Origin of the sequence: Phaeobacter sp. JH20_26 (genome assembly GCF_048056275.1) — a bacterium.
GTDB lineage: Bacteria > Pseudomonadota > Alphaproteobacteria > Rhodobacterales > Rhodobacteraceae > Phaeobacter > Phaeobacter bryozoorum.
Genome location: NZ_JAYMWL010000010.1, coordinates 12,900 through 35,134, shown reverse-complemented (window position 1 = coordinate 35,134; position 22,235 = coordinate 12,900). Strand labels below are relative to the sequence as shown.

General features: G+C 60.2%; 22 protein-coding genes and 2 pseudogenes. 5 read left to right on the top strand and 19 right to left on the bottom strand.

Annotation, left to right across the window (positions count from 1 at the left end):
- The first annotated feature begins 16 nt into the window (after positions 1–16).
- Positions 17–1,129, top strand: coding sequence for a dimethylsulfoniopropionate demethylase (locus VWY60_RS04675; protein WP_416541573.1), 1,113 nt, complete (start codon positions 17–19; stop codon positions 1,127–1,129).
- 60 nt (positions 1,130–1,189) lie between these two features.
- Here VWY60_RS04675 and VWY60_RS04670 read toward each other — a convergent pair whose 3' ends face one another.
- The 15 genes and pseudogenes from VWY60_RS04670 to VWY60_RS04600 form a co-directional block, all read right to left on the bottom strand.
- Entirely contained in the window at positions 1,190–2,260 is a 1,071-nt protein-coding gene (locus tag VWY60_RS04670) for an Ldh family oxidoreductase (protein WP_416541540.1), read from the bottom strand.
- 257 nt (positions 2,261–2,517) lie between these two features.
- On the bottom strand, positions 2,518–3,543 hold the full coding sequence (locus VWY60_RS04665; protein WP_416541539.1) for a type IV secretion system protein: 1,026 nt from the start codon (positions 3,541–3,543) through the stop codon (positions 2,518–2,520).
- Entirely contained in the window at positions 3,543–3,962 is a 420-nt protein-coding gene (locus tag VWY60_RS04660) for a hypothetical protein (RefSeq protein ID WP_416541538.1), read from the bottom strand. Before VWY60_RS04660 ends, VWY60_RS04665 begins: the two co-directional genes overlap by 1 nt.
- 16 nt (positions 3,963–3,978) lie before the next feature.
- Positions 3,979–5,013: an ATPase, T2SS/T4P/T4SS family gene (locus VWY60_RS04655; protein WP_416541537.1), complete on the bottom strand. Its 1,035-nt coding sequence runs from the start codon at positions 5,011–5,013 to the stop codon at positions 3,979–3,981.
- A gap of 1 nt (position 5,014) precedes the next feature.
- Positions 5,015–6,340 (bottom strand): TrbI/VirB10 family protein, encoded by a 1,326-nt coding sequence (locus tag VWY60_RS04650; RefSeq protein WP_416541536.1) that lies wholly within the window; start codon positions 6,338–6,340, stop codon positions 5,015–5,017.
- Complete coding sequence (locus VWY60_RS04645) at positions 6,337–7,038, bottom strand: TrbG/VirB9 family P-type conjugative transfer protein (RefSeq protein ID WP_009574160.1); 702 nt, start codon at positions 7,036–7,038, stop codon at positions 6,337–6,339. The genes VWY60_RS04650 and VWY60_RS04645 overlap by 4 nt, the downstream gene beginning before the upstream one ends.
- Positions 7,035–7,682 carry a virB8 family protein gene (locus VWY60_RS04640; protein ID WP_416541064.1) on the bottom strand — a complete coding sequence of 216 codons (648 nt, stop codon included), beginning with the start codon at positions 7,680–7,682 and terminating at the stop codon, positions 7,035–7,037. Before VWY60_RS04640 ends, VWY60_RS04645 begins: the two co-directional genes overlap by 4 nt.
- A 14-nt stretch (positions 7,683–7,696) precedes the next feature.
- Positions 7,697–8,494 carry a type IV secretion system protein gene (locus tag VWY60_RS04635; protein WP_028095516.1) on the bottom strand — a complete coding sequence of 266 codons (798 nt, stop codon included), beginning with the start codon at positions 8,492–8,494 and terminating at the stop codon, positions 7,697–7,699.
- Positions 8,491–9,659, bottom strand: a pseudogene (locus VWY60_RS04630) (lytic transglycosylase domain-containing protein). The gene VWY60_RS04635 and the pseudogene VWY60_RS04630 overlap by 4 nt, the downstream one beginning before the upstream one ends.
- 4 nt (positions 9,660–9,663) lie before the next feature.
- A complete protein-coding gene (locus VWY60_RS04625; protein WP_416535617.1) occupies positions 9,664–9,879 on the bottom strand; it encodes a hypothetical protein in 216 nt (71 codons plus the stop codon).
- The gene (locus VWY60_RS04620; RefSeq protein WP_416539725.1) at positions 9,876–12,125 is read right to left on the bottom strand and encodes a VirB4 family type IV secretion system protein; all 2,250 of its coding nucleotides are present in this window, start codon (positions 12,123–12,125) and stop codon (positions 9,876–9,878) included. The genes VWY60_RS04625 and VWY60_RS04620 overlap by 4 nt, the downstream gene beginning before the upstream one ends.
- On the bottom strand, positions 12,115–12,393 hold the full coding sequence (locus tag VWY60_RS04615) for a type IV secretion system protein VirB3 (protein ID WP_416535615.1): 279 nt from the start codon (positions 12,391–12,393) through the stop codon (positions 12,115–12,117). The genes VWY60_RS04620 and VWY60_RS04615 overlap by 11 nt, the downstream gene beginning before the upstream one ends.
- A 9-nt stretch (positions 12,394–12,402) precedes the next feature.
- Positions 12,403–12,717: a TrbC/VirB2 family protein gene (locus VWY60_RS04610; protein WP_071676062.1), complete on the bottom strand. Its 315-nt coding sequence runs from the start codon at positions 12,715–12,717 to the stop codon at positions 12,403–12,405.
- Positions 12,714–13,397, bottom strand: a complete 684-nt coding sequence (locus tag VWY60_RS04605; protein WP_416535685.1) for a lytic transglycosylase domain-containing protein — start codon at positions 13,395–13,397, stop codon at positions 12,714–12,716. Before VWY60_RS04605 ends, VWY60_RS04610 begins: the two co-directional genes overlap by 4 nt.
- Entirely contained in the window at positions 13,354–13,680 is a 327-nt protein-coding gene (locus VWY60_RS04600; RefSeq protein WP_010138156.1) for a hypothetical protein, read from the bottom strand. Before VWY60_RS04600 ends, VWY60_RS04605 begins: the two co-directional genes overlap by 44 nt.
- 184 nt (positions 13,681–13,864) lie before the next feature.
- On the opposite strand from VWY60_RS04600, the gene VWY60_RS04595 reads away from it, so the two are divergent.
- Positions 13,865–14,143 carry a hypothetical protein gene (locus VWY60_RS04595; protein WP_416535614.1) on the top strand — a complete coding sequence of 93 codons (279 nt, stop codon included), beginning with the start codon at positions 13,865–13,867 and terminating at the stop codon, positions 14,141–14,143.
- Positions 14,144–14,215: 72 nt separating this feature from the next.
- On the opposite strand, the gene VWY60_RS04590 is transcribed toward VWY60_RS04595, so the two are convergent.
- The 4 genes and pseudogenes from VWY60_RS04590 to VWY60_RS04575 all read right to left on the bottom strand — a co-directional run.
- Positions 14,216–15,472: a type II toxin-antitoxin system HipA family toxin gene (locus VWY60_RS04590; RefSeq protein ID WP_416537837.1), complete on the bottom strand. Its 1,257-nt coding sequence runs from the start codon at positions 15,470–15,472 to the stop codon at positions 14,216–14,218.
- Positions 15,473–15,475: 3 nt separating this feature from the next.
- A complete protein-coding gene (locus tag VWY60_RS04585; RefSeq protein WP_416592467.1) occupies positions 15,476–15,865 on the bottom strand; it encodes a helix-turn-helix domain-containing protein in 390 nt (129 codons plus the stop codon).
- A 308-nt stretch (positions 15,866–16,173) separates the two neighbouring features.
- Entirely contained in the window at positions 16,174–16,881 is a 708-nt protein-coding gene (locus VWY60_RS04580) for an IS6 family transposase (RefSeq protein ID WP_416539727.1), read from the bottom strand.
- A 46-nt stretch (positions 16,882–16,927) separates the two neighbouring features.
- Positions 16,928–17,743: pseudogene (locus tag VWY60_RS04575) on the bottom strand (strawberry notch C-terminal domain-containing protein); the annotation flags it as partial.
- 434 nt (positions 17,744–18,177) lie between these two features.
- Between VWY60_RS04575 and VWY60_RS04570 the strand changes: the two are divergent.
- From VWY60_RS04570 to VWY60_RS04560, 3 genes are all read left to right on the top strand, one after another.
- Positions 18,178–19,848, top strand: coding sequence for an ABC transporter substrate-binding protein (locus VWY60_RS04570; protein WP_416539728.1), 1,671 nt, complete (start codon positions 18,178–18,180; stop codon positions 19,846–19,848).
- A 73-nt stretch (positions 19,849–19,921) separates the two neighbouring features.
- The gene (locus VWY60_RS04565; protein ID WP_416535678.1) at positions 19,922–21,007 is read left to right on the top strand and encodes an ABC transporter permease; all 1,086 of its coding nucleotides are present in this window, start codon (positions 19,922–19,924) and stop codon (positions 21,005–21,007) included.
- Between the two features lie 12 nt (positions 21,008–21,019).
- Entirely contained in the window at positions 21,020–22,225 is a 1,206-nt protein-coding gene (locus tag VWY60_RS04560) for an ABC transporter permease (protein WP_416539729.1), read from the top strand.
- The last annotated feature ends 10 nt before the right edge of the window (positions 22,226–22,235 follow it).

Genomic DNA, 22,235 nt, shown 5'->3' with positions numbered 1-22,235 from the left:
AACAGAAAGAACGATTATGGCCGATGGTCTCAACATGTCACGCCGCATTCGCCGTACGCCCTATACCGACCGTGTGGAGCAGGCCGGTGTGCGCGGGTTTTCGGTGGTCAATCACATGCTTCTTCCCAAGGCGTTCCAGCCATCGGTTGAAGAGGATTACTGGCACCTGCGCGAACACGCGCAGATCTGGGATGTATCCTGCCAACGGCAGGTGCAAATTTCCGGGCCGGACGCGGAACGGCTGGTGCAACTGATGACGCCCCGCAATATTGTCACGGCGAAAGTGGGCGATTGCTATTACATTCCGATAGTCGATCATCGGGGCGGCATGATCAACGATCCGGTCATGTTGAAAATTGCCGATGATTGCTTTTGGCTGTCGATTGCCGACAGTGACGTCCTGCTCTACGCCATGGGTCTGGCTATTGGGATGGAGCTGGACGCCGAAATTGACGAGCCCGATGTCTCACCGCTTGCGGTGCAGGGCCCAAAGGCCGAAGCACTGCTGTCCACCATATTTGGCGATGAAATTTGCGACATTGGTTTCTTCAAATACGCTCGTTTCGAGTTCGAGGGCACCAGCCAGGTGATCGCCCGTTCAGGCTATTCACGTCAGGGAGGCTTTGAAATTTATCTGAATGGCAGCTCTCTTGGCCCCGCGCTGTGGGATACGATCTGGGAGGCCGGGCAGGCCTTCAATATCACTCCCGGCTGCCCAAATCTGATCGAGCGGATCGAAGGCGGGCTGTTTTCCTTTGGTAACGAAATGACCCGTGAAAACAATCCGCTGGAACTGGGGTTGGGCAAGTTCTGCAAACTGGATGGAAGCGTTAATTTCGTTGGCCTGAAAGCGTTGCAGAAGATTCAGAACGACGGTGTATCCCGGGAAATACGGGGCCTGAAATTCGGAGGCACCCGCGTTCCGACCTGCTCGGTTCCGTGGCCGGTCTTTGCCGGGAATAAGCAGGTCGGCCAAATCACGTCTGGCATCTGGTCTCCGCGTCTTAATGCAAATATCGGCCTGTCGATGATAGATCGCGGTTTCTGGGATATCGGGCAGGATGTCCGGATCGAAACACCGGACGGCGAAACGCGCACGGGACAGATCGTGGCCTTACCGATGGTCTAAGCCGACGAACAGGGATGAAAATCCCCGAAACGCTTAACCCCATGGTGGTCGCACCATGCTCTATTTGGGTACCACTCCAAGCTCTCGGGCCAGGTCTTCGATCGCGTTCCAGGTTTGTCGCGGTATCCTCAGAGGCTTCCCTTGCGCCGCTGTGTACAGATCCCGTTCGCGCTCGCCGGGCACCAGCACCGCATTGTGGCCTTCGGCTGGGGTCGATGCACGGATTTCAGACAGGATTTCCTCGGCGGCGGTCCGCATGTGCGGGGCGGTGTTGTATCGGCGACAATCAAGCGCCAGAACGAGCCAGTTGATCTCGCCTGCCAGCACCGGGCCCAGCATGGCCTCACCGACCAGCTCAGCGACCAGCGCCAGACCATATCCCAATGGTCCGCCCTTTGGCAGGATCGCCCCGCCGTCGAAGTAATCCTCGGGATCGCGTGATGGCTTGCCTTTGTTATCCACGATCAAACCTTCGGGCAGTTTGACGCCAGCGGCGCGGGCGGCATAGATCCACCCCCCGGCCGCCTGCGATGTGGCGATATCAATTACGACGGGCCCTCGGTCACCACCTGGAATGGCGATGCAATAGGGGTTGGTGGGCAACACTGCGTTGCATGCGCCATACGGAGCAACCATGCGCCAGCGCTTACGGTTTCCACCACCGAGCGCGATGGAAAGACATCCCTTTTCCGCAGCTATCTCACCGAATGCCCCAAGGCGTCCGGTATGTCCGGCCCCCAACAGCTCAACAGCGGCAATACCGGTTTCAACGGCAGTTTCCGCCGCGATTTCATGGGCGATACGCATCGCTGGAATTCCAATACCACCGTTTGCCTGGACAGACAGGCGGCACGTGTCATGCCGGTGGATTTCAGGCCTTGCCCGAGGCTTCAAAGCGCCATCCAGCATCTCTCGCGTGTATTGCAGGATGCGCATTACGCCGTGGGATTCAGTTCCGCACTGTTCAGCCTCCACGAGGTGACCTGCCACTTCATGAGCGATATCCGGAGCAGCGCCGGCGGCCTCAAACAGGGCACATGCCAGTGCCATCGCCTGTTCAGGATCAACGTCCACCCGGTCGTCGACGCTCAGTCTTCCCACAGCGTCCCTTTCATCGTTCAGCCTGACCACCAGCCATTTTCGATCAAGGCAATGTCATCGTGATATCCTGATTGCAGCAATTACTGTGTCAACCGAAAAGGCGTTTTGGAAGTAGCCAAATTTTCATAGATGAATGACCGCAATAGGGAAATCCTCTGCGGCGCCACAAATGGCGTGCTGCAGATGAGTAGGGTTTCTGCGTCAGCAAAAGCGGCGTGGGCAAAAGGCGGCAATGTCCGCATCTTTCGAGTTCAAGCATGGTGCGGCGAAAGGCTGCTTTCTCATTTCTACTCTCGCAAACGTTTTGCCCGTTCCGCCATTCTGACCACCTGCGCGCTTGCCGTTGCCGCGGCGCTCCGCACAGCGGCCGGCGTCTGCACCGCGCCTCGCCCGATCACTTCGCCTGTCGTGAGCGCACCGATCCGCGCTCGGCCCTTCACGCCGTCGGTATTGAAGACCCCCCGCATGATCCCGGCCGATCCCGCAACGACAGCGGGCGCGGCCGCCACCATCAGGTTTCCAGAGATGCCGCGAACAATCAGAGGTGTTGCGGCAACGAATCCCTTGGCCAGGAACACCATGACGAAGAACGGCACGAGCGATCCGATGTTGGTGGCCGAGTTCGGATCACCGAGTTGGGCGAGCAGCGAATTCGCCATGCCGACGACGGTCGAAAACATGGCTGCGATGACGATGGGGTAGAAGGCATAGCTGACTGTCGTCGAGACCCATCTGTGGAAGAAATCCTTCGTCGCATCGAAAAGCGACAGTGCGATCATGATCGGAGCAAGGCCGAGCATGAGGGTCAGCATCATCTTGGCGAATATGAGGACGATTCCGGTCATGAAGCCAAGGAGGCTCAAAAGAATAAGCCCGATGCCGCCTAGGATCGCGCCCGTCATCCAGTTCAGGTTGCTGCCGATGGCATTCAGGTACTGGCTGAATTTTTCGATCAGGATGTCGAATTCGCCGGCAAAGTGTGTGGCTCCGGCTCCTCCGCCGCCAACCGAAGACACCAGTGCGCCAGCGACGTAGTCCAAGCCTCCAATGACGGCGTTTGCTACTGCATTGAAGTTGGCCCAGTTGAAGGCGAACAGACCGATAAGGGTCAGCTTGATCAGGTACCAAAAGAAGCTGGCCCCATCCATGCTGCGGAACTGGAATGCCATGTTGATGCAGACGCCGATTAGCGAAAGCGTAACCATCAGTAGGACGATCGTGCCGGTATTGCTTGCCACGGCCCCGAACTGGGACTCAGCCGCATCGACAAGGAACGCGTCTACCGTTCCGACCATCCAGCTGACGACGCCCATTACCAGTTGCCTTGAGCTTCGCAGATTGTACGCACTCTCGGCTCGAGTTGCTTCCTTACTTCAATCCAGGTGCGGCGAAACGCTGAATGCTCGGCTTGGCTAAGGCCTGCATACCTTTCATGATATTCGCCATCGGAGCTATCCCAAGCAGGAAAGCGGGTTTCACAGCCGCAGTCGCCAGATTCTGCAATCTCCTCCCAGGCCCGAATTTCGTACAACTCCATCAAAGCTGCTGCCTTGTAGGCTTCACGCGGATTTATTTCGTCCATCCAAGTCGGTCGCGCCGGACGATCGTTGCAAATCCGGTACTTTTGAGGCGACGTATCGACTGTGAGATCGTTTGAAACCTGAGGCGAAGTCTGCGCCACAAGGGGGCCCGCCAAGGCGGCAAGCATGAGTGCGAGAATTGGTTTTCGCATCTGGGGGGTTCCTTTTTTACTCAGTGGCAACGGAGGGGCTCTTGTTGCCTCTGCCGTCGACCGTGTCGAGGTTCAAATCTGTGGTTTGACCCGGCAGGAAGAACTCGGTGATTCCGCGCGCGCCTTCATGGCGGCCTGCCTGAATGATCACGTCGATTGAGCCCTCGATATAATCGATCATGTCGGCATAGGTCATCGGCACATCGGTTTTCAGGGCGGCGATGGCGAGGCGGCGAACAGCAAGTTGTGGGGTCTCGGCATGCAGCGTGGTCAGCGATCCACCGTGGCCGGTGTTGATTGCCTCGAGAAATGTCATCGCCTCGCGACCGCGGACTTCGCCTAGGACAATCCGGTCGGGTCGCATGCGAAGCGTTGAGGCCAAGAGCACATCGGCACTGCGGGCATCCGTGTCCCGGTCCGCGATCAACGTCACGGCATTGGGCTGCTCGGGGCGCAGCTCGGCCGCCTCCTCGATGGTGATGATCCGCTCTTCGGGCGGAATCAGCGAAAGGATCTTGCGCGCCGCGACCGTCTTGCCGGTCGATGTACCGCCCGAAACGATCATGTTGAGCTTGTTCTCGACGCAGAAGCGCAGCGCGGCGTCGATGTCGCCGGAGGCAACCACATTGCGCAGCGCGGCGTTTCGTTCGCGCCGCAGACCTTCGAGGCTGCGCTCCTTTCCATAGAGGAAGCCGAGCCGGATTGCCTCCAGCGGCAGGGAGGAGAAGAACCGCAACGATATTGAAAACCCGCCCTCGACTGCCGGCGGCTGGATCACCTGAGCGCGGATCGGGCGATTTCGATATAGGATCGAGACCGAGACAATGGGCTTCTTCGTGCTGAGCGTCGTCGAGGCGGCCGAGGCGATCTGGTTGCCGAGGTCCTTGATCTCGGTCTGGCTCAGCGGGCTGCCGAGACCTCGCATGAAGTGATCGCCCTGGAATTCGCCCCAGACTTGTCCGTCGGGATTGATGCAGATCTCGATCGTGTCGTCGCGCAGGACTTCGGGGCCGAAACGGTCGAGCGACGCTTCCAGATAACTTGCAGCCATGTCAGAAAATCTCGAGGTCACGATCAACCATGACCGTGATCCGTGTACCCTGATCGACATGTATCACTGGCCGGATCGCCAGATAGTCCTGCATCACGCTTTGCGTACTATCGCGCAGGTCGGTGCCGGCATCACTCGCAACATCGGCCGCCGCCTCGCTGTCGATTTGACCCGCTGCAGCCGCAGGCAGGGCGCCGATCAAGGAGATCAGCGCGGCGGAGCCGAAGCGTTGCGCGAAACGGGTGTCGACAAACCCGGTGGTGCCAGTACGGCCGAGTTCGTCTCCACCGAAGGCGCTGATCTGCACGGTCTGATTATCGGGCAAGATGATCCGGTCCCATGCCACCATGACGCGCGATTGGGCAAGTGCGACATCGGAGCGGTAGCGCCCGATCAGCCGCGCGCCGCGCGGGATCAGGATACGCGTTCCATCGAAAGAATGGACGTCTTCCGAGACGATGGCGCGGATCGCGCCGGGCAGTGTGCTGTCGAGGGCCGTCTCTGTCACAGCCTGAATCATGGTGCCCTGAACAACCGTGTTCGATGGGTTCGCGATCACTTCGGCACGTGTCACCTGCGCAGGTTGTGCGCCCGAACGAACAAAGGCTTCATCTGCATTCAAACGTGCGGCTTCCAGCGTGTTCTCCCTATCCGCACCCGCGCCCATCCCGGAGAAGGCGATCATAGGAGACGCGATGCGCTCTGCACGGGCCTCAGCTTCGGCTGCGCGCCGCCTTTCGAGTTCGGCCAGCCGCAATTCTTCTTCACTTGGTCCCAATGAGGTCGGCTCTGGTGGGGTAAGCCGTGCAAGCTCCAAGTCCATGCGGAGCTGATCCAATTCGCGATCCCGCTCGGTCAGCTGCCGCTCGAGGGCACGCTGAGCCTCGGCGGATGCTTCCTGTAAGGTGGCAATGTGTGCCGTCAGGTCCGCAATCGCCTGCTCCGCCCCGCTATCCGCGGCCTCGGCCGGTCTTACGCGCAGGTCCTCGAGTTCCGCTCTCAATGTCGCAAGACTTTCCATCAGCGCGAGTTCAGACTCGCTCGGACCTGTGTCCGCAGGCGGGGCTTGGCTGGGCTCCGGGGCAGAAATCGGCGCCAGATCTCCGAATCCGGGGCCGCTGCTCTGGAACTCCTCCGGCGCGGCGGTCGCCATTGGTGCTTCTGCCGACGGCTGTAGGGCAGCCCATGCCAGACCGCCTGCTGCCGCGATGCCGACGACCCCAAGGATCGCGGCAAGCGGTGCAGGCCGCTTGTTTGCCTTCGCTTTGCCTGTCGAACCTTCGAGAGCCGCGAGGCGCGCGGCGAGGTCTTCCGTACCTTCGGTCATGATGTGGCCTGTCCTGCGTCCTGGACGCAAATCACCTCTTCGCCAAGGCGAAGGACCCATTGTCGGTTGACGCCGGACACGCGGATGACGCCGTCACTCAAGGCCTGGCTGTTCACCGCGCGTTCCCTGCCGTTCGAATATCGGAAGATGGCGGGCACCGGCGCATTCCGTGCGAACCGGAAATAGGTGAAGGTACCATCATCCCAGATGGCCGTCGGCGTGAACTCTTCTCGGGCACTGACCGCATAGTTCGCGTTCGGCGCATCGGCTGCAACCGCCCTGGTGGGTTGCACGCGGTTTTCAGGATAGCGGAACTGCACGACATAATGCGGCGTCTCCCGGGCTTCGACGACATGGAAGTAGTAGGAGCGACGGTTGGTGTAGACGGTGATGTTGGTGGCGACGCCAGATGCTGTCGGCTTGATGGCGAAGGCACGGCCACCCGGGACACCGTCGAATTGAAACCCGACCGTATCGCCGGCGATGATCGAGCGGATGGTTTCACCCTCACCGAATTCGACTGTGGTTACGCGGGTCAGAGTCGTGACGACACGGTAGACCTGGCCTTCAGTCCAGGTCGCCACGCGCACGCGATTGTCATGAGAACCTGGGCGGGGCGTGGTTTCGGCCAAGGCAGTTGTTCCCGCGAACGCGAGAATACTGGCGGCCAGCAGCGCAGAGATTGGAGTGCGAGTCATTCGGAGCGGTCCGATCGGATGGCATATTGGGTGACGGTGAAACCGAAAGGGTTTTGCCAGACATCGTCGATCGCGCGGGTCCGCTCTGGCCGGAATTCGAACATCAACGTGGCAGTGAACGATCCATCCTGTACCCCCTGCGGGCTTGTCAGGCGCTTTCTGAGCCGCACCTGGGCGCGGTTCTCGCCAATAAGGGTGATCGATGCGATCTCAACGGCCATCTCGGCCGCAGCCCCGTAACGCGTCGGCGGATAGCTCTCCTGCCCCGATGTCCACATCGCGCGCATGTTGGCCTCGGCCGATCCGGAAGACTGTGCGAGGACACGGCGGACACGAAGATCGTTGTCGAGCTGGTTGTAGGTTTCGCGGTCGAGAATGTAGCGGTAGATTTGCGCTTCGATCACGGCAGGGCGTTCGGCGAGCGACACGGTTTCAACCGTGGCATTGGGGAGCGCCATCCCGGTCGCGGGATCGTAGGGCACAACCACGGGAGGCGGCGTCTCGACCATCAGCGCGACAGCCGCAGCCGTCAAACAGCCGAATACGCCAAAGCCTGCCCCGGAAATGCCGATCATCCGCCAAAGCTGTTCCCGGCGCAGGGCACCGTAGACAAGTTCCTCTTCCACGAGCTCGCGCGAAGACATCACTCCTACCCCACTCACGGCTCAAGATCCGGCAAAGTGAAGTCCATGTAGCGGCGTTCTTCAGCAACGGTGGCGGCGTCAACCACGCCTGCATTGCCAGCGCCTAGGGTTTGGATCGCTTCCAGTTCCCACATCCGGGTCATGGCGATGGCGAGTTCCGCCGTGACGCGTGTGTTATGATCCATCGAGGCTTTGAGATCTTCCATGTCCGGGATCATCTCGACCAGACGTTCCACCCGTTCGAGAGACTGTTCCGCCTCTGCGTGGCTGTTCTGCGCCGCCGCCGACATCACAGCACCTGTGGTTGCCCGCGTGGCCACGCCTTCAGCGCCCGGATTGCCGCTGGTGGCGATCTCGCGGAGTGAATCCTCGTCGAACCCGGCGCTTGCCAGCGCCTGTTCCATCTGCGTGCGCATGGGCCCGGCATTGGGCCCGATGAGAGCGCTCCAATCGCCCGCCTGGATGCCTCGGATCAGGCCGGGGATGTCTTCGAAGTTGGCCTCAAGCAAGGTGTCGAGGTCCCCGCCCATGGCAAGTCCGAGGATGCTGCGCGGCCCGGTGAGCGAGGCATACATCTCGTTCAGCTGATCGAGTTGGCTTTGCAGCATGTCCAGTTGCTCCAACGCATTGTCCAGAAGATCCGTCTGGATCCCGAAATCCTGCAGCATCTGTTGAAGCTGGCGGATTTCCTGAGCAATGTTCTGAGTGTCCACCGTGGGCACACCCTGTGCCGCGACAGGTCCGGTGACATTGAGGGCAAGCGCGAGAGCGATGCTACCGGCGAAAAGGGAGCGGGGCAGGCGCAGGTTCAACGCAAATCCTCCTGACTGAAATCCATGAATTGCCGCTCGGCAGCCTGGGCCGCCGCCAAGGCGATCTGCTCGGCGCTGAGTGGCTCGGTTCGGGCGGCCTTGATCCGGGTTCGGATTGCGACCAGTCGGGCAAGTTCTGCCCGGGCATAGGTGTTGAGCGCGATGGCCTCGTAGAGATCCTCGGTCTCACCAATGCGGGTGATGATGTCCTGAACCCGCAGGGCGGCGGCGCGGACCGAGACCAGCGAATAGTCGCCATAGACCCCTGCGCCGTGGGCCGAGAGGCTGAAACTCGCGTTGGCGAGCAGCACAGGGTCGATGGTGCCGAGCGCGTCGATGCCCCCTACGGCCGCGAGGTAGCTGTTGTACTGCTGCGGGATCACCACGACATAATGCTGGGTTTCCGCGAAGGGTGGCACACCGCCATAATCCTGCACATTGCCCGGCCCGGCGTTATAGGCGGCGAGCGCATGGATAATGTTGCCATCGAACATGTTCAGCATTTGTGCGAGGTATCGCGCACCGCCGGTGACCTGCAGATAGGGATCGTCGTAATAGGCCGGGTAGATCCCGAGATCGCCCGCGGTACCGGGCATGATCTGGGTAAGTCCGAAGGCCCCCACGGGTGAGCGTGCCCCAATCTGGAAACGGCTTTCCTGCCAGATCAGCGCCTGTAAGAGACAGCGCCATTGCACGAGCGAAAGACCCGCGCGGGGCCGACCCCGGACAGACTATGGGTGTCGCGTGCTGCGCGGATGATCAGCTCCTCGATCCCCTCCCGGGCATCGCCGAACATCCGTGCAGCCGCTGGATTGGTGTCCTCGGGCGCATAAAGACTGGCGGACGCGCTTTCGACGTCGTCAACCGCCCCCTGCCCCGCCTCGAGCCCCGCCACGGTTCCGGCCACGTCTCCAGCGCCAAGCGACATGGCATCCATCAGCCCTTCGAGGGAGGCGAGTTGCTGGCGCTCGATTTCGGCCAGTTCCTCCTCGCGGCTTAGCCGGTCCTGCTGTAGTGCCAGGTCCCGATTGGTCTGCTCAAGGATGGCCTGCCGCTCTGCGAAGAGGCGCAGATCGAAGGTCGGCACGCCTTGGGCGACCGCTGGCCCCGCCGTGGGACCTGCCAGTGCAAAGCCGATCATCGAGAGAGGAAGCCAGGTCCGCATTGGCTCAGCCGCCTGCCCCCAAGAGGACGAAATCGCAGGCCGTGTCGCGGCGCGTGACCTCCGCCCCCATGGTCGAGATCGTGGCGGTGGCGGTTCCTGCCTGCGCAGGAGCCTCGCGAAAATTGAAGCAGTTGGCTTGCGGGGGGTTATGCTGTGCACAGGCTGTCAGGGTCAGGCCAAGGCCAAGCAGCACGACGCTGCGACTGATGGTACGGGTCATGTCACTCTCCAGAAATCAGGACGGTCGCGATAATCGGCGCCGACAAGCGCTTCGCCCTTCTCCATTCCGCCAAGGATGGTCACGAGCGGGCCGAGCGCGCTGAGATCGGCATCGATCACGGCGGAACCACGGTCGTCGCGTACAAGCGCGAGCCGCGAGGCCGAGCCGACGCCCAGAAGCACGTCGAGCTCTTTCTCGGTCAGGCCGAGCATCGCGTAGTCAGCGGCGGAAGCACGAATGTTGGGCAAGAGCACCTGCGTCGGCACCGCTTCCACGATGGTCTTGCCGGTGCGCGTGCGCTCGAGCTGGCTGGCATATTGCGTCATCATCACGACGACGGCGTTCTGCTTGCGGGCGGTCACCAGCCAGTTGCTGAGTCGCTCCGCAAAGTAGGCGTTGTCGAGGGCTTTCCATGCTTCGTCAATGACGATGATGGTGGGCTTGCGGTCCTCGATCACCCGCTCGACCCGGCGGAAGAGGTAGGACAGGACCGCCATGCGTTCCCGCTCGCTCTCGGAATCGAGGATGCCGGTGAGGTCAAAGCCCGCGACGTCTCCATCGATGCTGAAACTGTCCTCGGCATTCGCCCCGAAGATCCAGCCGTAGCGGCCCTCGGCGGTCCATTCCTGCATCCGCTCGAAGAGATCGCCCTCGTCATCGGTCGAGACCAGCAGCGAGGCGAAATCCGACCAGTTCCGTAGGCCCGCATGTCCTGCGCTCGCGTTCTGGCGCACGACTTCCTGCAGTCGGTTGGTCTGAACCGGGGTTAGCGGTCGATCGCGCCGCTCCAAGAGGCTCGCGAGCCAATCAGCAAGCCATGCCTGGCCCCGCACGTCGATCTCGGTCTGGAGCGGATTGAGGCCCGTTGGGCGCCCCGCCCGCACGGTCGAATAGCTGCCGCCGAGCGCGCGGACGGCCATCTCCATGCCCGCGCGATAGTCGAATACGAAGACCCGCGCACCTGCCCGCCGTGCCATGGTCATCAGGAAAGCCGCCAGGACGGATTTGCCGGAGCCGGGACGGCCCAGGATCAGCGTGTGGCCTCCTGTGGGTTCGCGATCCGGCGCGCCCTGTTCGTGGAAGTTGAAGCGAAAACCGCTGCGCTCGGGCGTCGGGAAGAGTGTGATCGGCACGCCCCACGGCACTTCCCTACCAGTCTTTCCGAGCGGGGTGCGGTGGAAGGTAGCGAGATCGGCGAAGTTGTGGTTCGTGATCGCAGCCTTGCGGCTGCGCGCCCCAGTGTTCCCGGGATGCTGCGCCATAAAATGCGCCCGCGCCCCGAAGGCTTCGGAGATCAGGTTGATGCCGGAAGTCGCGGAGATGTTGCGGATCTCGGCCGCGATATCGTCGAGCGCGGCTTGGCTGCGCGCATAGACCGCCACCGTCATGTGGTGCTCGCCGAAGATCAGGCGTTTCGATTCCAGATCGTCCTGGGCGAGTTCCAGTTCCTGAGCGAGGCTGACGGCCCCGTCATTGGCGGCTTGCATCAGGCGCAGCTGCCGTTTGATCCGGCCCGCCATGATGTTGGCGTTGATCGGCACAAAGGAGTGGGTGACCACCATGTCGACGGGCAGGTTCAGCTCGTCGAGCATCAGACTGTCAGTTTTGGCGGGATAGTTCTTCACCGCAAAGATCGCGCCGAGCTTGTTGCCGACAGCGCCGTCAGAGAGGGCGATGGTCGTGCCGCGGAAGGTGACGCGGGTATTGGCTACGTCCTCGGCGATCACACCGAGGCGCGACCGGGGGAAGAGCGGGTGCTCCTCGCCTGTGTTGAGTGAACCGAGGAAGCCCAGAAGCTCGCCGGTGCTTGCGGCCAGCAGGCGGGGCTTCAGCACGGTCAGGGTCAGCGTCTTGTCGCGCAAGCCCGCGCGGCCGAGATGCGCGTGCCATCGTTTGTCGACGGCGGCAGCAAACCCCTCGCCCGGTATGGGCGGTAGGGTCACATCGACCGCTTTCGAGACCTTGTGCAGGTAGAATGAGAACTCGGTCCCGACCTGCGCCACGATGCCAGCCAGCAACCCTCCGATCCGGTCGAGATGCCCGTCCTCGCTCGTGGTGCTGTTCACCCCTTCGAGCCTGATGCACTGCATCAGTTCGTTGCCGCGTGTCCGGATCGTCCGGTCGGTCACGAGGCTCACGTAGGGCAGCATCGACGAGAGCCGCTTCTCGCCCTTGACCCATGCGGGCAGCGCAGTCAGCGGATCGAGCGCCTCTGCGACGTCATTGGCAAGTCCATCACGGGGCATAGCTGTCGCCTCCGTGCAGCTTGCGGTTCGTGGTCGGCGGGGTTTCCTGCAGGGTGATCACCAGGACGTCGAGGAAGTTCGGATCCCAGTCTGCGGCTTTCCAAAGCGCCGGCCAGGCCAGCCCCGCGAACACGGTCACCACCCAGCTCTGCACCCAGAGGAACAGGAGCGTCGAGCCGAAGAGCCAGACCATGGCGTACATGATCGGCAAGCCCATCAGCTTGGGTGGCCTGAGAAGGCCGATGAACACGCGGGACTGGTCAGCCATGGACGGAGCTCAGGTGGTCCAGATGGCGGCGACGATGGTGGGTGCTGCGGCGATGCCCGCGATTGCAACCACGACCCAGAGCGCCTGACGGAAGTCGAGGATGCCAAAGAGCCAGGAAAGGAACACCCCGATCAGCGCAAGCGTTCCGATCACGATTCCCAAGGGGCCGGTGATCGCATCGACAATGCCTTGAAGCAGGGTCTGTACCGGCGAGAGGTCGATGCTCTGTGCAAGCGCTGGACCCGCCAGCACGATAAGGGTCATCGCGCCGAGCGCGGCGATCGCCCGCGTGCGGAGCACGCTTTGACGTTTTCTCGATGTCATGAAAGATCTCCTCTGAGCCGCTCAAACACGGCAGTCACACGGGCCACATGCCCTTGGGTTTCTCGAAAAGGGGGGATGCCGCCGTGGCGTGTGACCGCCTCAGGGCCAGCGTTGTACGCCGCAAGGGCCAGAGAGCCCTCGCCGAACTGGTCGAGCATCATCAGCAAGTAGCGGGCTGATCCGTCGAGGTTCTGCGCAATGTCATGTGGGTCCACGCCGAGATCGCGGGCGGTATCCGGCATAAGCTGCCCGAGGCCTATGGCACCGACAGGGCTGCGTGCAGCCGGATTGTATGCGCTCTCGACTTCGATGTTGGCCCGGTAAAGGAGCGCCCAATCAGTTACTGAAAGCCCGGCGCGACGCAGCGCACCATGCCCGGCATACCGTAGAGCCGTGGTCTCGATCGCATGGAGGATTTCTGGGGTGGCGCGGGCGGCGGATCGAGCCGGGATCGCTGTCTCGCTCGTTGCGTCAGGAACGCGAGGTTCTGCGAAGAGAAAAAGGCGCCCGTTTGCCTCTTGAGAAGAGGAAATCAATTGGCCGTCTGGGCCAACCGAAAAGATGAAACCGTCGGCCAGGGCCGGGGGCGCGGAACAAACGCCTGTACCCAAAGCAACGATGAGCGCAGTCGCGCGGTCAGCTGCCTTTGACCGGAGGCGCGGCGTGGCGTTCGCGGCCACCTTCTTCAAGTGGGATGCTAGCGGTCGTACAGCCCATGTCGGCCAGGAAACTGACAAGGCCAACGATGGTTTTGAAGTCGCGGAGCTTGAGGACGCTTCGGCTGGTGACGAGCATTTTATCGTCACGCCCATCAGTGGCGACGGCGCGGATGACCCACGAGCCGTACCAGCTGTTATGGCGCTTCTCCGCTCGCTCCTTGCAGACCACCTCAATGAGGTAGCCCTCGGCGAGCAAGCCGCGCAGTCCGTCTTCGGTGACCACATTCGGTGCTTCTTCTATCATGACCTCCCCTGGGCCCTCCTCATCGTGAGTATCGGCCCGCGGGGACATTTCCACACGGGCGATACAAGACAACATAATTGACTGCAAGACGATTTATTTGAGTTGACGAACCGTCTTTGGCTGCAATAGGTAGCTACCGCACGAAACCATGAATTTGAAGTGGCAAAGGAGTTTTGCCCTGCGCATGTTTTGTGCATTTCGATACGGTTTGCTTGGTCTTGTTGTGCCACTCGCGTCGATTGGCCAAATCGCCATTGCATGTACCGCACCGGAACGGCCCTTCCTGCCTGAGCGGTCCGAAGACATTCGAGAATATGCCGATCTGCTCCGCTCTGATTTCGAGGGCTACATCGCCGACATACAAGAATACTTCCGCTGCTTGGACGCCGAGCGCCAACGCGCCTTTCACGAGGCACAGGAGGTTAGCCGGGACTATGGAAGGCTGGTCGAGATATTGGAATGACTCTTCAAAGTCTCCATGTTGGAGACTTTGAAAGCAGACACTATATGCATTTAATGTCTGCATAAGCATACATTAAAGCGCCAAAGCCTTCTCCAGATCGTCGTGCTCGAAAGCACTTTCCAGATAGTCGAGCTCGCGTGCCGGAGCCCCGACCTGATGCGCAATTTCGCGCCACGTCGCTGTCGCTTTTGCCACTTCAGCGACGATTTCCCGGGCGTGTTGAGTGCGGAGGCCGAATTCAGGTGCCACAGCCAACACAAGGTCAATGTCACAGGTCCCGTCGTCGAAATCGATCCGTGTCTGCAGGACACGCGGTTTTTCCAACTGAGACGTCGGGTTGATGTCGAACGCCGGCGACAGCCGCCATCCAGCTGGCCCATCCCAAAGAAACCCGTGATTGCGCATATGGTCGTCCGTATTCGACACCAGAACAGTGAAGACAAGGCGGCGATAGAGTTCTTCACGATCCCTGGCAGCCTGGCTGCCAGTCCTGGTGATCGCGTCTACGATCTCGAGATAGCTGCCAGATACGCCATCCCGGTTCTGGGTCATGGTCATGGCTGACATATACGGGATGCGTTCGCCTGCTGCGCGTCGGTCAAACCGGGCGCTCAGATAGACCGGCCGATCGCCGATTTTTGCCAGAGAGTGGTCAGCCATAGTCAGGCCGGCCCGATCTGCCAATCGCGCGGCGACTTCCTCCCAGCGTTCCTTGCTGTAATCGTCGTCAGCCTTGGGAAACTTGGCGATCGAGAGCTTGCCCTGCACATCATAGACCGAGCATTTTGGGCGTGCACCGCCAAGCGATGCCCCGGGCGCAAAAATGAGATCGAGGTCCTCGTCTCGTTCCTCGCCAGCTTCGAAACGCCCGACTGCGTCGAGAAGACGCTGGAGCGCGATGTACCCTGGAACGCCATCTTGGATGGGTGCTGCATAGTCGGCATCGCCACGCCATCGCAGCCGCAAGGCTCCGATGCGGCTGACATCGGAGACACCCATAAGATAATCCGTCTCGAACAAGGTTCGAACCGGACGTTCCTCCCGCACAGAGCGGCGCCGTTCCCGACGCCGCATCAAGGCACGACCCCAGTTGTCTGGGGCACTGTCGCCAAGGGCTGGAAACATCTCTCCGTTGCCTGAAGGCACAAACGGTCCGGGCGAGAGAGGCACGCCCTGATCAATAGCAAACCGCTCTGGCCGGTTCAGCCAGTCGTCCGAGTATTCGAAAACGACGGTTTCGCGCGCCCGGGATGGCACACAACGCATGGTGCCGACAGGCACCATCGCTCCATCGAGCTCAATGTCGATTTCGACGACCCGTTCTGCCATGGCCTAGCTGCTCTCCTTGGAGCCAGACTTCTTGCGCGCAAGAACCGCGCGTTTCGGCAAGCGCTCAAGAGCTGCATGTGCACCTTGGGGATCGTTCCTGGCATCAGCGAGATCTTCAAATCCATCCATCAGGTTCAATGCTTGCAGCACAGCCGCATAGATGCCGATGGACACGCCAGCATCACCTTTTTCGATCTTGTGGTAGGTTGATCGCGCAATACCCGCCCGCTCGGCGACAACAGACGCCGGCAAGCCGCGGCGCAAACGTGCGTCACGGATATCGGATCCGAGCTTGCGGATCGCCCGCTTGGCTGCGGGGGGCGGAAGGTATGACGCAGGCAATGCTTCTATCCTCGGTCTTGTTATTACCTTTATGTATGTATAAGAAGACATAAGGCAAGTGATTGAGTCTCGCTGACTGGCTTCTCCGAGCAATTGCCGCATCCAAACCATAGATCCTGAGCCTTCGAGCCGGATATCCCAATCAAAGAAATCCGATTGCTGTCAATCGTGTTGTATTGTATTCGCGCGAATAGTTTTGTGGGGAGTCGATACATGAGACGCCATATCGTGCGGCTGGCGATGGCCGCGACATTGACGCTTCCGGGCCAAGTTCCTCTTGCGACGCCCGCAAGTGCCTACCAAGGGGACTGTTGCATTAGTTTTCTGCTGCCAGGTTGGCGTCTGTTCGTTGCGCTGGGTCACGCTGCTCCGAAGAGCTGCGCGATGAACTGGATCTCCCCCGCGACGCCTTGTTGCTTGTGATCGACGTGGCCACGTTTGATGGTTCGGATCGTTTCGATGCCACTGAGGGTCGCCTTGGCGGTTTGCAATGACCGGAAGCTTTGCCGATATCCGAGCAGCCGTTTCATGGCCGCATGGTCGCTCTCGATCAGATTGTTCCGCCACTTTCGATCAATATGCCGAATGCTGTCGAAGTGCGGGTCGTATCTGTGATTGATCTCACGGATGACGCGCCGATAGCTATGCGCCTTGTCGGTCACGATTGTCACCGGTCGGTGCAGCCGCACGCGTTCGATCGCCTTGTTGAGAAAGGCCCTTGCAGCCTTTGCATCCCGCCGCGCCGTCAGACGGAAATCCACCATCTGCCCGTTTGCATCGACAGCACGCCACAGATATCGCCATTTGCCGCCGACACGAATATAAGTCTCATCGACATGCCAATCGACACTCGCGCGGCGCAGATGCTTCTCGGTTCGCTTCGTCAACTCAGGACCGAATTTCTGTACCCATCGGAACACCGTGGATCGATCCACCGCGATGCTGCGCTCCGCCAAGAGATCCACGACATCTTGATAAGACAGCGGATAACGAAGGTACCAACGCACCGCGCATAGAATGATCTCACGGGGAAAGCGGTGGTGTTTGAACGGAGATTTAGCTGGCATACTGTCCTCAAAAGCCAGAAGATCGCCAAAGGGCTCACATAATGCAACAGTCCCCTTTGACCCGGGGCAGGGTGAGCGGGTCGTTGCGATCGGTCCGCTCGACGGTCAGGGCGGTCGCCGTCGCCCCCGTCGCCTCATGCTCGAAAATCACCTTACGATCGACAATTTCGAATTTCTCGGCCTTGAGCGTCTCAAGGCCCACATCGAGCGTGCCTGCCTGGCGCGCATCTTCGATGATCGCCGAAAGAAACCCACCGAAAGCCTCGAAGATCGCGTCCTGCATGTCGATGCGGAGCGCGAGACAGCGGTTCAGGAACTGCTGGATCGGCGGCAGGTTTTCTTTCATGGTGCCATCCGCCTCGTCGAGCGTCAGCCCGGTCATCTCCTGAAAGCGGGCATAGGAGCAGGCGTCGATCTTGCCGGCACGCAGCTTGTAGAAGAACTGCCGCAGCGCCGCGCGTGCGTAGGGGCTTTCGAGATTGTCCTCGGCGCGAAACATGTTCTGCCCGCCAGTCTCGCGTTGGCCTTTCGTGATCGCCCCGAGCGTGTCGAGACGCCGCGCGATTGTGGAGAGAAACCGCTTCTCGCCTTTCACATTGGTCGCCACCGGCCGAAAGAGCGGCGGCTGCGATTGGTTGGTCCGATTGGTGCGCCCCAGCCCCTGGATCGCATTGTCGGCCTTCCAGCCGGGCTCCAGGAGGTAATGCACCCGGAGGCGCTGGTTCTTTGCCCCAAGATCAGCGTGATAGCTGCGCCCGGTGCCTCCCGCATCGGAGAAGATCAGGATGCGCTTGGCATCATCCATGAAGGCTCGGGTTTCTCCGAGGTTGGAGGAGGCAGGGCGGTTCTCGACCTTGAGCCGAGAGGCTGTGACCAACGGCAGTTTTGAGCTGGTTCAGAATGCTGCACGGGCGAAGCGCGGCATCCAGTTCAAGTCCGGTGTAGGCACGTACGAAAACCTCGCAGTGCTACGCTGTGCCTGGCTACCAAAATTTAATATTCGCAGCAGGGTACAGTTCTTCTCCACCCGGTATAGTGGAGCGGAAACCCTCATCCTTCAGGTGTAAACGGCTCTGGATGACGCCTCTGCCTCAACTTCCCAGCATTCAAATTCTCAATGTCATTCATCAGCGGCAACAATGAAGCTGCCTGTGCTGGCTTGGAAGATCGAGTGCCGCCACAGTTAGGCAGTTCTGAAGAATTGCCAAATTTCCATGTGCTGGGAGGCTAGGTCTGGAGGAAATGGTAGCTGGGGGTTCTCCCCTTTCTTCAGCGAATGCTCAACGGGAGGAAGACATGAGCCCCAACAATCAAACTGGTGAACGAACCGGCAAGCCATTACCAGAACATGTTCTGAAAGCCGCTGGCCATGCACGTCGAGGCGGTGACATGGACCGGAGGGAGTTTCTGGCACTGGCCAGCGTGTTCGGCGCAACCGCAGCAACCGCCTATGGCATGCTGGGCATGGCTGCACCGGCACAGGCAGCCACGCCCAAACGCGGCGGAACCTTGCGGCTTGAAGTAGGCGTGCATGCGTTGAAGGACACCCGTACGATGGATTTCGCGGCGATGTCGATGGTCGCCTCCAATTGGCTGGAATATCTGGTCGAATACAACAACGACGGAACTTTCAAGCCGCGGCTGCTGGAAAGCTGGGAAGTCAACAGCGACGCCACCGAGTATACGCTGAAAATCCGCAAGGGAGCGACGTGGAACAATGGTGATCCGTTCACCGCGCAAGACGTCGCCCGCAATATCGAACGCTGGTGCGACGCTGAGGTCGAGGGCAACTCGATGGCGTCGCGCATGAATTCCCTGGTCGACCCGGAAACCAAGAAAGCGGCAGCCGGAGCTATCACTGTCGTCAATGGTGAAACCGTCAAGTTGAAATGCCGTTCTTCTGACATCACGATCATTCCCGGCTTGGCAGATTACCCCGCCCTGGTAGTGCATGAAAGCTATACGCCGGAAACAATGCTGACCAACCCGGTTGGGACCGGTCCTTACAAACCGGTCGAGTTTCAGGTTGGCGTCCGCGCAGCTGTGGAACGCAACACGGATCATACCTGGTGGGGCGAAGGTACCGGTGCCTGGCTCGACCGGATTGAATTCCTCGACTACGGCACCGACGCCTCTGCGGTTCTTTCTGCTGTTGAGGCGGATGAGATTGACGTGACCTACAACACGTCGGGCGAGTATCTGGAACTAATCGAAGCGTTGGGCTGGCAAACATCCGAAATCGCAACGGGCTCTACGGTTGTTATCCGCGCCAACCAGCAGGCCGAGGTGAACGGGCAGAAACCTTATGCTGACGTCCGGGTCCGCAAAGCACTGCAGAAGGCAGTCGACAATAACGTTGTGCTGGAACTTGGGTTCAACAACAACGGCAAGGTTGCACAGAACCATCATGTTGCGCCGGTGCATCCGGAATACGCCAACATTGGCGACCCAGTGCATGATCCGGCGGGCGCCAAAGCCTTGATGGACGAGGCTGGCATGGCCGATTTTGAGCATGAACTGATCTCGATTGATGGCGGCTTCCGCAGAGACACTGCTGATGTTGTTGCCATTCAGCTCCGTGACGCCGGGATCAAGGTGAAGCGCACCATCATGCCGGGTTCCACCTTCTGGAACGACTGGACGAAATATCCGTTCAGCATCACTGATTGGAACCACCGCCCGCTGGGGGTGCAACTCTACGGCATCTGCTACCGCAGCGGTCAGAAATGGAATGAATCCGGCTTTGCCAATGCTGAGTTCGATGCGCTCCTCGATCAAGCAGTCGCAGTAGCTGATCCGGCAAAACGCAGCGAGATCACGGCAAAGATGGAACAGATCATGGTGGATGAGGCCGTGATCATCCAGCCCTATTGGCGCTCCCTTTTCCGTCAGTCGCGTGAAGGCGTCCTGAACGCCGAGCCGCATATTTCCTTCCTGCCTCAGCTGTACAAGTGGGGCTGGGCCTAAACCCTAGCGTTTAGGCACGGCAGGCTGCGGACCTGTGCTCCCCCCGTGGCCTGCCTGAACACTCGGAGTTACCATGCGACACTTCATTCTGCGGCGGTTCGGCGTCATGGTTTTGACGGCGGCTTGCCTGACCTTTGTGGTCTTCTTCCTGACCAATCTAATGCCCAATCTTGAGAAGCTGGCCAAGACTGAGGCCAATGCCCGTATGAGCGACGCCGAAGTCCTCTCATGGCTGGCAGACCGCGGCTATACACAGGACATCTTTTCCAAGTACGGAGAATGGCTTGGGGTCATCCCATCCGCACGGCTGACCGATGCGGACGGAGATATGCACACCCGCTGTTCGAGGCCAGTGCGTCCTGCGGAAGCGGCTCCGCAGTACTGCGGCGTGCTTCAGGGGGAGTTCGGCTTCTCCACGGTATTCAAGGAAGAGGTCAGCACCGTCATCGCCAAACGGCTAGGCACCACCGGTTATCTGATGCTTGCGGTGCTCTGTGTCATGGTGCCGCTATCTCTGCTAATCGGAGTTCTGGCCGGCATGCACGAAGGTTCTTGGGCCGACCGGCTGCTCTCCACGTTCTCGATCATTACCACCTCCACCCCGGAGTATGTATCTGCGGTGGTGCTGATATCCTTTTTCGCTTCGAAAAATGCCGGGATTTCACCGCTCCTGGCAGACTGGGGCCTGATTGACGGCCCAACCCTGTTCAAAGCCTCTGCCGCCACGGCGATGAAGGGCATCACCTTTGCCAACTTCACCCTGCCTGTCCTGGCGCTGACATTCTACGGTATGGGCTACATCGCCCGGATGACCCGCGCCTCGATGACCGAGGTGATGACCGCGCAGTACATCCGCACCGCCCGCCTGAAAGGGGTGAGCTTCCGTTCGATTGTGCTGAAACACGCGCTCAGGAATGCAATGATTACCCCTTTTACCGTGATCATGCTGCAAATTCCCTGGCTGCTGACCGGTGTTGTGATCGTGGAAACGATCTTCAATTACAAGGGTTTCGGCTGGGCGCTGGTTCAGGCCGCAGGCAACAATGACATCGAACTGCTGATGGGCATTTCTGTAGTTGCGGTAATCGTGGTGCTGCTGACCCAGCTCATCTCCGACATCGGCTATGTCTTCCTCAACCCGCGCATCCGCGTCAACTAAGGATCCGGGACCATGACTGATCTCACAACTCCCGAACTTCTCCTGCAGCTGAGCCTGCGTTTTCTGCCCGTCTGGGCCTGCATGGCAGTTATCCTGACCGGATCCATTGCCACACGCCGCAAAACCGGCCTCTATGGCCAGATCTTTGACAGCCCTATTGGAGTCGCTGGTTTCTCCCTGGTGCTGTTCTGGGTTCTGACTGCACTCTTTGCAAATCAGATAATCACGCACGACCCCTATGGCCAGTTCTCCGGCATGAAAAACGCTCTGCCTGGCAGCGCCATTCCCGGGGCGGATGAAGATACCTATAGCTGGTATCTGCTGGGCGGTGACAATCTGGCGCGGGACGTGTTCTCGCGGATGGTTTCCGGCAGCCGCATCGTGCTGACCGTCTCCCCCATTGCGACAGTCTTTGCGTTCCTGGTGGGGATCACTCTGGGCCTGCCCGCTGGCTACTATGGCGGCCGCATGGACACGGCCCTGACCTTTGCGGCCAACCTGATTATCGCATTCCCGGTCATCCTGCTGTTCTACCTGCTGGTAACACCGGAAATCCGCGCAGGTGGCCCTGCCATCAGCTTTGGTGCCGGGCATGTCTGGCAGGCATCTGTTCCCAATGTTCTGGCGGCAATCGTCTTCATCTTCCCGATGATCTTCTTCTGCCTGTTCTGGCACTCCCGTTTCTATGTGCGCCCTGTTCTGCGCAACGTGCTGGTCGGCACCACGCTGGGCATTGGCGCCTGGGTTTATCTTGGAACTGCCTTTGACTATGACCCCACGGGAATTTTCCTGATCGAGCCTGGGCTCAAGAACATCTTCGCCATCATCGCGGTGGTTGGTGCGCCGGCCAAGTTTCGTATCGTGCGCGGACAGGTTCTGGACATCAAGACGCGTGATTTTGTTGCAGCTGCCCAGACCCGCGGCGAGCGTCCCTGGTACATCATGCTCTGGGAAATCCTGCCCAACGCGCGCGGGCCGCTGATCGTCGATTTCTGCCTGCGCATCGGTTACACCGCGATCCTATTGGGAGCCTTGGGTTTCTTTGGTCTCGGCCTGACCCCGGAAAGCCCGGACTGGGGCACTACCATCAACGAAGGCCGGAAGTTCCTGGCGCTGTATACTCATCCCGCTTTGGCGCCTGCCTTGGCCCTCATGAGCCTTGTTCTGGGCCTGAATCTGCTGGGGGACACCCTGCGCGAAGAATCCCTGAAAGACTGATGGAGGCGGA